This window comes from Deltaproteobacteria bacterium (assembly GCA_003696105.1).
In the GTDB taxonomy this organism is placed as follows: Bacteria; Myxococcota_A; Polyangia; order Haliangiales; family J016; genus J016.
The window spans coordinates 1-8,913 of sequence record RFGE01000127.1 but is presented as its reverse complement, the minus strand read 5'-3'; the positions used below and the strand labels follow the sequence as shown (position 1 = coordinate 8,913).

Annotated in this window: 8 protein-coding genes; all 8 read right to left on the bottom strand. The window is 71.4% G+C overall.

Annotated features, from left to right (window positions below; all coding sequences use genetic code 11):
• A partial coding sequence (locus D6689_08775) for a GAF domain-containing protein (GenBank protein RMH42254.1) occupies positions 1 to 1,046 on the bottom strand: 1,046 nt, incomplete at its 3' end.
• 16 nt (positions 1,047 to 1,062) lie between these two features.
• Positions 1,063 to 2,394, bottom strand: a complete 1,332-nt coding sequence (locus D6689_08770) for a hypothetical protein (GenBank protein ID RMH42253.1) — start codon at positions 2,392 to 2,394, stop codon at positions 1,063 to 1,065.
• Complete coding sequence (polA, locus tag D6689_08765; protein ID RMH42252.1) at positions 2,384 to 5,104, bottom strand: DNA polymerase I; 2,721 nt, start codon at positions 5,102 to 5,104, stop codon at positions 2,384 to 2,386. Before polA ends, D6689_08770 begins: the two co-directional genes overlap by 11 nt.
• 129 nt (positions 5,105 to 5,233) lie before the next feature.
• A complete protein-coding gene (locus D6689_08760) occupies positions 5,234 to 6,190 on the bottom strand; it encodes a hypothetical protein (GenBank protein ID RMH42251.1) in 957 nt (318 codons plus the stop codon).
• Positions 6,191 to 6,339: 149 nt separating this feature from the next.
• A complete protein-coding gene (locus D6689_08755) occupies positions 6,340 to 6,558 on the bottom strand; it encodes a hypothetical protein (GenBank protein ID RMH42250.1) in 219 nt (72 codons plus the stop codon).
• Between the two features lie 2 nt (positions 6,559 to 6,560).
• Entirely contained in the window at positions 6,561 to 6,890 is a 330-nt protein-coding gene (locus tag D6689_08750; GenBank protein RMH42249.1) for a hypothetical protein, read from the bottom strand.
• Positions 6,891 to 6,902: 12 nt separating this feature from the next.
• Positions 6,903 to 8,393 (bottom strand): hypothetical protein, encoded by a 1,491-nt coding sequence (locus tag D6689_08745; GenBank protein ID RMH42248.1) that lies wholly within the window; start codon positions 8,391 to 8,393, stop codon positions 6,903 to 6,905.
• Between the two features lie 4 nt (positions 8,394 to 8,397).
• Positions 8,398 to 8,913 (bottom strand): hypothetical protein (locus tag D6689_08740; GenBank protein RMH42247.1); only part of this gene is annotated, 516 nt, incomplete at its 5' end.

The window sequence follows — 8,913 nt, the reverse complement described above, 5'->3', positions numbered from 1 at the left end:
TCGGTAAAGCCCGAACTGAAACTGCCGTCCCCCTCGCCAACGGACGTCTTGTCGATCAACTCGATCGCGCCCAGGACCTCCTCGGACGTGACCAGCGGAGCGCACAAGATGTTCCGCGGAGTGACCCCGAGCGCGTCGGCAAACTCGGCCGCATGGCGCGGATCGTTCTTGGGATCGTTGGCGATGAGCGGTTCGCGCCGGGCGGCGGCCCAACCGATCAAGCCGTCCCCGATCGGAATCCGCCGGTGCGCGATGCGGTCCGCCACATACCCGGCCGTGGTCCGGAACACCAGCTCGTCCCCGTCGCCTTCGCGCAGAGCGATCGAGCCGGCCTCGGCGCCGACCATGCGCATCGCGCTGCGCAGGATGCGGTCGAGCAATTCGTCGAGGTCGTGCGCGGCGCTCACCTGCTGCTCGACCTCGAACAACACGTTGAGTTCGAACGTCTTCTGGCGCAGCCGTTCCTGCGCGTTGAGCAGCTCGACGTTCTTGTTGACGACCGAATGATAGAGCTTCGAGTTTTCGATGGACACGGCCGCCTGCGCGGCGAGCGCGGCCAACAGGGTCTCGTCGTCGGCGGTGAACGGCCCGTCCTTCTTGTTGAGCACCTGGACGACCCCGATGGTCGAGCCGAGGCTGTTTCGCATCGGCATGCACAGGATCGACTTGGTCCGGTACCCCGACCGCAGGTCCACCGCCGGCTGGAACCGTTCGTCGATGTAGGCGTCCGGAATGTTGACCGTCTCGCCGGTCTTGGCGACCCAGCCGGCGATGCCCTCGCCGACCGCCAAGCGGATCTCGAGCAGCTCGCCGCCCTGCAGCACCTTGGACCACAGCCCGCGGCCGTCGTCCGTGAGCAGAAACAGCGTCGACCGATCCGCCTCCATCAAGATCGTGATCTTTTCCATGATCAGCGCCAGGAGCTGATCCAGATCCAGGGCGGATGCGAGCGCGCGGCCGATCTCCTGGACGAGCGCGAACTTCTTTTCCTCGGCGCGGAGTCGCGCTTCCAGCTCGCGCACCTTGGCAGAAGGGGCGGCCGACATGCGCGCCGATCTTACCTCATTCCAATCCGCGCCGCCGAAGCTGGTCCTCGTCGAGCCCGCGCAAGTGGCCGATCTCGTGCAACAGCGTGCGCCGGATCTGCTCGTCGAGTTCCTCGCGGGTTCGCACCGCGCGCGCCAGGTTTTTTCGGTAGAGCACGATCGCGCGCGCGGGCGGCGGCTCGCCCGCGTCCGGCGGCGGCGTCACCCCGAGCGGATAACCGCGAAACAGCCCGAGGATCGTCGGGGAAAACGGCGGGTCGACCGCCGTGAGGTCGTCGAGCGCCGGCAGGTCCTCGACCTCCACCGCGACGTCGCCCAACACCGCCCGCACATCCGGCGGCAGTTCGGCCACCGCCGCGTCGACCTCGGCGCGGAACGCGTCCGGCGACACGTCTACCGGCGGCGGGAAATCTGCCGGAGCCAGCGCCCGCGCGCGCGCCAGGTGTTCCGCCGCCGCCTTCGGCCGGCCCTTGCGCTCGTAGATCAAGCCGATGTGGTAATGCGCGTAGGCATCGTCCGGGTCGCGCTCGAGCACGGCCGCCAGGTCCGTATAAGCCGCATCGAACCGGCACAAGTTGAACAGGCTCACGCCGCGCTCGTAGCGGGCGGCGAGCGACCGCGGGGCCAGGGCGAGCGACGCATCGATGCGCGGTAGCGCCTCGTCGGCACGCCCGAGGTCGTTGAGCGCCTGCCCCTCGAGCAGCGCGAGCCGCGCCCGCAGGTCGCGGTCCCGCCGCCGCCGCGTCGACGCCTTGTCGCTGCCGCGGCGCGCGTAGGCGAGCCCCAGCAACGTCGAGTCCCGCCGCTTCGGAGTGACCGCGTTGATGTGGAAGTCGGCCGCGGCCGCGAGCGTTTCCGGATCGTCCGGATCGAGCGCGATCGCCATCGCGAACGCGGTCTGCGCCTCGCCGAACCGGCCGAGCGCCGCGAGCGCCGCCGCGTGCAGGTGGTGCGCCTCGACGGACTGCGGAATCAAGTCCACCGCGACCTCCGTGCAGGCGAGCGCGACCTCCCACTCGCCGGTGTCGTAGCGCGCCGCCGCCTCGTCGAGCGCCTTGTCCGGATCGAGCGGGTCGTCGATCGGACAGTCGACCGCGTGGTCGTGACTGTGCTCGTCGGCCGGCGGCTCGCGGTCCGGCCGGCGCCCGAGGTCCCCCACCGTCCCGGTGGACGCCGCGACCTCGCGCACCGGCGTCGCCGGCGCCGGCGCCACCGCGACCGGGCGCGCATCGCCGGCCGGCGCGACCGGTTTGCGAGGCCGGTCGCCGCGGCACGCGGTCGCCGCCACCGCCGCCACCGCCAGCGCGCGCGCGGCCCCCAACACACACGCGAGCCCGTCAGTGCGCATCGGCCCAGTTGTCCGCGATCCCCACGTCCACCACGAGGGGCACGCGCAGCTCGTACACCGTCTCCATCGCGCGCCGCACGCGCTCGGCCACGTCCGCGGCGGCGCCGGCGTCCACCTCGAACACCAGCTCGTCGTGCACGGTCAACACCAGCCGCGCGGGCAGCCGCTCGTCGCGCAGGATCTGATCGGCTCGCAACATCGCCAGCTTCAATATATCGGCCCCGCTGCCCTGCAGGGGCGTATTTCTCGCGACCCGCTCGGCCGCGCGCCGCAGCCGCACGTTGCGCGACCCGAGGTTCGGGATCGGCCGCCGGCGCCCGAGGATGGTCGTGCTGTAGCCGAGTCGCCGCGCGGACGCCACGATATCGTCGAGGAACGCCTGGACGCGGGTGAACCGCGCGAAATAGCGCTGGATGTAGTCCTCGGCGACCTCGCGCGGGATGTCGAGCGCACGGCTGAGACCGAACGCCGACTGGCCGTAGATGAGCCCGTAGTTGACCGCCTTGGCGACGCGGCGCTCGACCGGCCCGACCGCGTCCGGCGCCAGCCCGAACACCTCTGCCGCCGTGCGCGTATGGATGTCGACGCCGTCGCGAAACGCGGACACCAGGACCGGATCCTCGCAGTAGTGGGCCAGCAAGCGCAGTTCGATCTGCGAGTAGTCGCAGCTCAGCAGTTTGCGCCCGGGCTCGGCCACGAACGCGCGGCGGATTTCGCGACCGAGTTCCGTACGGATCGGGATGTTCTGCAGGTTCGGGTCGGAAGACGACAGCCGGCCGGTGGCCGCGACCGCCTGGCGAAACTGGGTGTGGACGCGCCCGGTGTCGGGGTTGACCAGCGGAGGCAGCGCGTCGATGTACGTCCCCTTGAGTTTGACCAGTTCGCGGTGCTCGAGGATCGGTGCGACGATGGGATGCAGGTCGCGCATGGCCTCGAGCACTTCGTGATCGGTGGAATAGCCGGTCTTCGTCTTGCGCATGCGCGGACTGTCGAGACCGAGGCGATCGAACAGCACGGCGGCGACCTGTTTGGGCGACCCGAGATTGAACGGTTCGCCGGCCAGCTCGTGCACGCGGCGCTCGAGCGCCGCGATGTGCGCGCTGAGACGATCGCCGAGGGCGCGCAGGCACGCCACGTCGACCCGCACGCCCGCGCGCTCCATGTCGGACAGCACGCGCGCCAGCGGCAGCTCCAGCTCGTCGTGCAGCCGCTCGAGATCCGCCGCGCGGAGCCGCTCGCGCAACGCATCCGCCGCCGGCAACAGCGCCGCCGCCGCCCCGCCGGCGTACTCCGCGGCGCGATCGATGGCCACGGCATCGAACCCGCGCGCCGCCTTCCCCTTGCCGGTGAGGTCGACCCGCGCCGGGATGTCCGCCCCCGCGTAGTCGCGGACGACCTCGTGCAGCGGATAGGCGTCCGACGATGCGTCGAGCAAGTACGCCGCGAGCATCGCGTCGGTGGTCACGCCGTCGAGCGCGATGCCGAGGCGCGACAAGTACGTGCGCGCATTCTTGGCGTCGTGGCAGACCTTCGCCACGGCCGGATCCTCGAGCACATCGCGCGCGATCGCGACGAACGCATCCCGCGACAACTGCGGCGGTGCGCTCAGATAGCGGTGGCCGATCGGGAAGTACGCCGGCGGCCGGCCCGGCACCGCCAGTCCGATTCCGACCACGTCGGCCCGCACCGGCCGCTGCGCATCCACCTCGACCACGACGGCCAGGCGGCCAGCATCGCGCGCGGCGCGAAACCACGCCGCGGCTTCACCGGCATCGGCCACGACCACCGGCGGCTGCCGCGCCGTCTCGCTCGGCTCGATCCGCTCCGCGTCCGCCGCCGCGCCGCCGGTCGCGCCAAGGCGGTCGACGAGGCCACGGAACTCGAGCTGCTCGAACAGCGCCTTGAGGCGCGTGCCGTCCCACGGCCCGCGGCGCAGCGCGTCGAGGTCGACGTCGAGCGGCACGTCGTCGCGCAAGGCGACCAGTTCGCGCGACCGCCGCAGCCGGTCCACGAGCACCGGGTCTTCGAAGTTCGCGCGCAGCTTTCCCTTGAGATCTCCCGTGTGTGCGAGGATGCCGTCGATGTCGCCGTAGTCGCGCAGCAGCGCAGTGGCCGTCTTTTTTCCGACCAGCGGCATGCCCGGGATGTTGTCGGAGCTGTCCCCGACCAGCGCCAGCCAGTCGGCGAGCTGCTCCGGCGGCACGCCGAACTTGTCGCGCACGCGGTCGCGATCGTAGACGACCTGGCGCATCGCGTCGACGACCGTCACCCGGTCGCTCACGAGCTGCATGAGATCCTTGTCGGCGGAATAGATCGTCACCGCCAGGCCGGCGTCGACGGCGCGGCGCACGAGCGTCGCGATCACGTCGTCGGCCTCGACGTCGGGCACAGACAGAACGGGCCAGCCGAACGCCTCCGTCAGCGGCTGGAAGTACGGCATCTGCTGGCGCAGGTCGTCCGGCAACTCCGGGCGGTTCGCCTTGTACTGATCGTCGATGTCGGCGCGAAACGACTTGCCCGGCGCGTCGAACACCACCGCAATCCGATCCGGATGTTCGTCGAGGTACAACCGCAGCAGCATCGACGCGTACACGTACAGCGCCCCGGTGGGCATGCCGCCGGCCGTCGCCAGGCGCACCCGCTGGCCCGCCAGGCCGTAGTAAGCGCGAAACACGTAGCCGTGCGCGTCGAGGATGTGCAGCCGTTCCATCCTGCCGGCAGGCTACTACACGTTGCGCGCACGCGCCGGTGAACCGCCCCGCGCGCCCGGCGACCGCTGCCGCGTGCGGGCCGCGTCGACGCCGGCGTGCGGCCCGCGCGCGCTCGCGAACCGCCCGCGTCAGGCGCCGACGTTCGTGTTGTCGTCCCAGTCGGTGGCCGCGCCGATCACCGAGTCGGCCGCCGCGCCGAGGTCCTCCTCCTCGACGACTTCGAAGTCCTCTGCGCCGGCCCAGTTGTGCACGCTGGTGTCGTCGTCGAATGGCGGCGGCGCCAGCGGCCGCGCTGCCGCGCCACCGGCCGGCCGCGCGGAGGCGTCTTCGGCGTCGGCGCGCTTGGACTTCGCCCCCCTCGACGCAGCAGTCGCCGCCGCCGCGCGGCGGGTCGCCGCGCGCTTGCCGGCCGTGCTGGCCCCCGCGCCCGCGCGCTTGCCGGCCGTGCTGGCCCCCGCGCCCGCGCGCTTGCCGGCCGCGCCGGCCCCCGCGCCCGCGACGGCGCGATCGCCGACCGCGCGCAGACACGCCCACATCACGCCGACCGGCACGTGCGCGGCGAACGCGTCGACGCCGACCGTGTCGACCACGAGCCGAGGATTCATCTCGTTGGCCGCCAGACCGGCCGCGAGCAGCTTGGCTTTGTGCTCGGCGGGCAGATACTCGGCGATCACTTCCGCCGTGGCGTGCGCGAGCACGTCGTCCGGCGTCGCGACGCCCGCGTCGAGCGCCGATTGCAGCCCCCGGCGGATGAACGTGCGGCGCGGATCGCCGGCCGGGACCTCGCCGTTGGCGTCGGCGAGCCCGCGGCGTTCGGCGGCGGTCGCAACGCACGCCCACAGGATCGGGTGTGGCACGTGCCGCGCCAAAATGGCCGGCGTGAGCGTGTCGAGCATCCGCTCCGGCGTCATCGCCCCGGCCTTGAGCGCGGACTGCAGCACCTTGGCGAGCAGGTCGGCCGGCAGATTCTCGGCGAGCACGTCCGGTGTGGCGTGTTCGACGATCTGCGGCGCGTCGAGAATCTGGGTCTCGAGCCCCGCGTCGACCAGGTCACTGAACCATCGCTCTCGCGCGTCGTTCACCATGCTCGCACTCTCCCGGGCGGCCGCCAAGGAGCCGATTGTACCAGCACCGGCGAAAAATGGGCCGCGCCATGCGTGCGCGGCCGCGGTCCGATCCGGGTGGCCTGTAGGTGGCGGTACGACCGCAGCCAGTGGCGATGCCCAACCGCCTCCTAGCGGTCGCGCGCGGCGAACAGCGCCGACACCATCGACACGCCGAACGGTACGACGTACGTGCACACCGCCTTCGCGTAGAAATGCGGGCAAATCGGCTCGAGCGCGAGATGGTCGCCGTGGTTGATCAGCAACAGCGCGGTGCCCACCACCAGCGAGATGATCACGGCGCGCTGCAGGTTTGCGCGGAGCACGTGCAGCACCGACGGCGCGGGCATGGCTATCGCGCCCGGGCCAACGCCGCCTCGATCGCCGACGCGAGTTCGTCGGCCTCGTACTCGCGGCTGATGTAGCGCACGACGCCGTCCCGGCCGACCACGACGTCGAGCGGGAACGGCGACACGCTCGCGCCGCCGCCCCCCCGGAACACGCCATACGTGCCGTTGGCGTCCCACCCGACCGGAAACGTGACGCCGGTCTGGGCGACGAACTGCTCGACGATCGCCGCCGTGTCGCCCCCGTACAGTCCACCCGGGTTGACGCCGACGACCACAACCCCGCGGTCTTTGAACCGCTGGAACACGCTCGGTTCGAGGTCTGAAAACTCCAGACCGCATACGGGTCAAAACGTCGCGAAGTACGCGAGCAGCACCACCTGGCCGGCGTGGTCGCTCAGCCGCCACTGGCCGCCGTCGAGCAGTTGGACCGCCACCTCGGGTGCCGGGTCGCCGACCCCGACGCCCGGCCGGTTCACCCGTAAATCGATCGTTCGCTCGCCGTCGTCCGGGTCGTCCGACAACAGCTTGAGTTGGCCGCGTACCTCCGCGTCGCCGTCGGGGCGAACGCGCACCTCGACGACGGCGACCTGTCCCGGCTCGACGACGACCTGGTCGCGGTCGACCGAGAACCGCCGGTCCGTCGTCTCGATCGACCATACGGCGAGCCGCGCGCGCCCCTGGTTCTCGATCGCGACGGCGACCGCATCCTCGTCGCCGACCGGGACCACGCCGAAGTCGATCTCGCGTTCGCCCACCCACAGGTCAGGTGCGACGCGGTCCGGGAACAACTGCAGCGCGTGCAGTCCGGTCCACTCGCCCGCAAACGCGTAGTCGCCGTACGCACCGACGCCGAGCACGCGCGGAAACCCGCCGGACACGTCGATGCGCTCCGTCGCGAGCAGCGCCGGATGAGCCGGGTCGGACACGTCGAACGCGCGCACGTCGTTCCAGTCGGCGACGAACGCATGCCCGCCGGACACGGCCAGCTCCAACGCGGTCCCCGGCGTATCGGTCACGCTCAGGACGCGGAGCGCGCGCGGGTCCGATATGTCCACCGCGACCAGGCCGGCCTGGGACGCGGCCACGTAGGCCACGTCGCCGACGACCTGGACCATCATCGCCGCGCCGTCGAAGTCCACGCGGCCGACGACCGCCGGCGACGCGGGCGACGACACGTCGACCGCCGCCAGCCCGCCGGCCCCGTCGGCGACGAATGCGATCTGGCGCGCCGGGTCGACGTCCACCCCCCACGCGTTGGTGAGCCCGGTCGCGACGCCGCGCTCGACCAGCCCGGTGGCGGTCCGCTCCAGCACGAGCAGCCCCTTGTCGTGTGCGGCGACGTACAACATCGTGCCGGCCGCATCCATTCCCTCGAACGTGGTGGCATCGCGTACGAACGTCGCGATCTCGGCGCCGTCGCGGGCCAGATCGAACGCCGCGACGAACGGCGTCGGCTGGATCTCGTCGCCGCGGCTGGCCATGTACGCGACGTCGCCGTCGACCGCGACGTGCTGGCAGCGCGGGTACTGTCCGGACGACCGGGAGGACGCCAACCGCCGCAGCAGCTTCATGTCGCCCGGATCGCTCGCGTCGACCACGTTCATGCCCTGCACGCCCGTGCAGAACAGAACGAGACCGTCGTCGCGCGCCCGCACCTCGCCAATCTCGATGAAGGTCGACGTATCGAGCCGGCCGAGATGGACGAGCGGGTCGGCGTAGTCGCCCGGCCGCACGACGCCGCCGTCCGTGAGGACGTCGCGCGGCGTGCGGCTCGAACCGCACGCCGCGCCGCCGGCCGCGGCGACCGCGCACACCCATGTCACCGCTGCGCGCACCGGTTCACTTCGGACCGAACACGTAGTCGCGATCGCTGGCCTGATCGTGGCAGTTGATACACATGTCGATCTTGCCGGCCTTCATCGCCTTGGTGCCGGACGCGTCGTAGACGCCGTACCACCAGTTGCCGTTTTCGTCGTCGTAGCCGGCGGCCATCTTGACCATGGCCGTGATCGCGACGGGCGTGGTGTCGTCGGCCGACTTGTACTGCACCTTGGCGATGCGCGCGCCGACCGGATACGGACCCGACTTGGCGTTGTACTTGTCGGCGACCGCCGCAGAGTCGACGTAGACGTCGACCCACGCGCTCCGGTGTCCTTTGGACACGAACCGGGCCGCGTTCACCTTCGTCCAGCCCTTCCAGCCGGAGAAGTCGGGGGTGTGGGCTGCCGCGCAGGGGTTGCCGCCGCCGCACGGGTTGCCCGCGCACGGGTTGCCGCCGCCGCACGGGTTGCCCGCGCACGGGTTGCCGCCGCCGCACGGGTTGCCCGCGCACGGGTTGCCGCCGCACGGGTTGCC

Coding starts and splice junctions, on each gene's coding strand:
- polA (RMH42252.1), bottom strand. CDS start 5,104: ATGGAACGGCTGCACATCCTCGACGCGCACGGCTACGTGTTTCGCGCT.
- D6689_08760 (RMH42251.1), bottom strand. CDS start 6,190: ATGGTGAACGACGCGCGAGAGCGATGGTTCAGTGACCTGGTCGACGCG.
- D6689_08755 (RMH42250.1), bottom strand. CDS start 6,558: ATGCCCGCGCCGTCGGTGCTGCACGTGCTCCGCGCAAACCTGCAGCGC.
- D6689_08770 (RMH42253.1), bottom strand. CDS start 2,394: ATGCGCACTGACGGGCTCGCGTGTGTGTTGGGGGCCGCGCGCGCGCTG.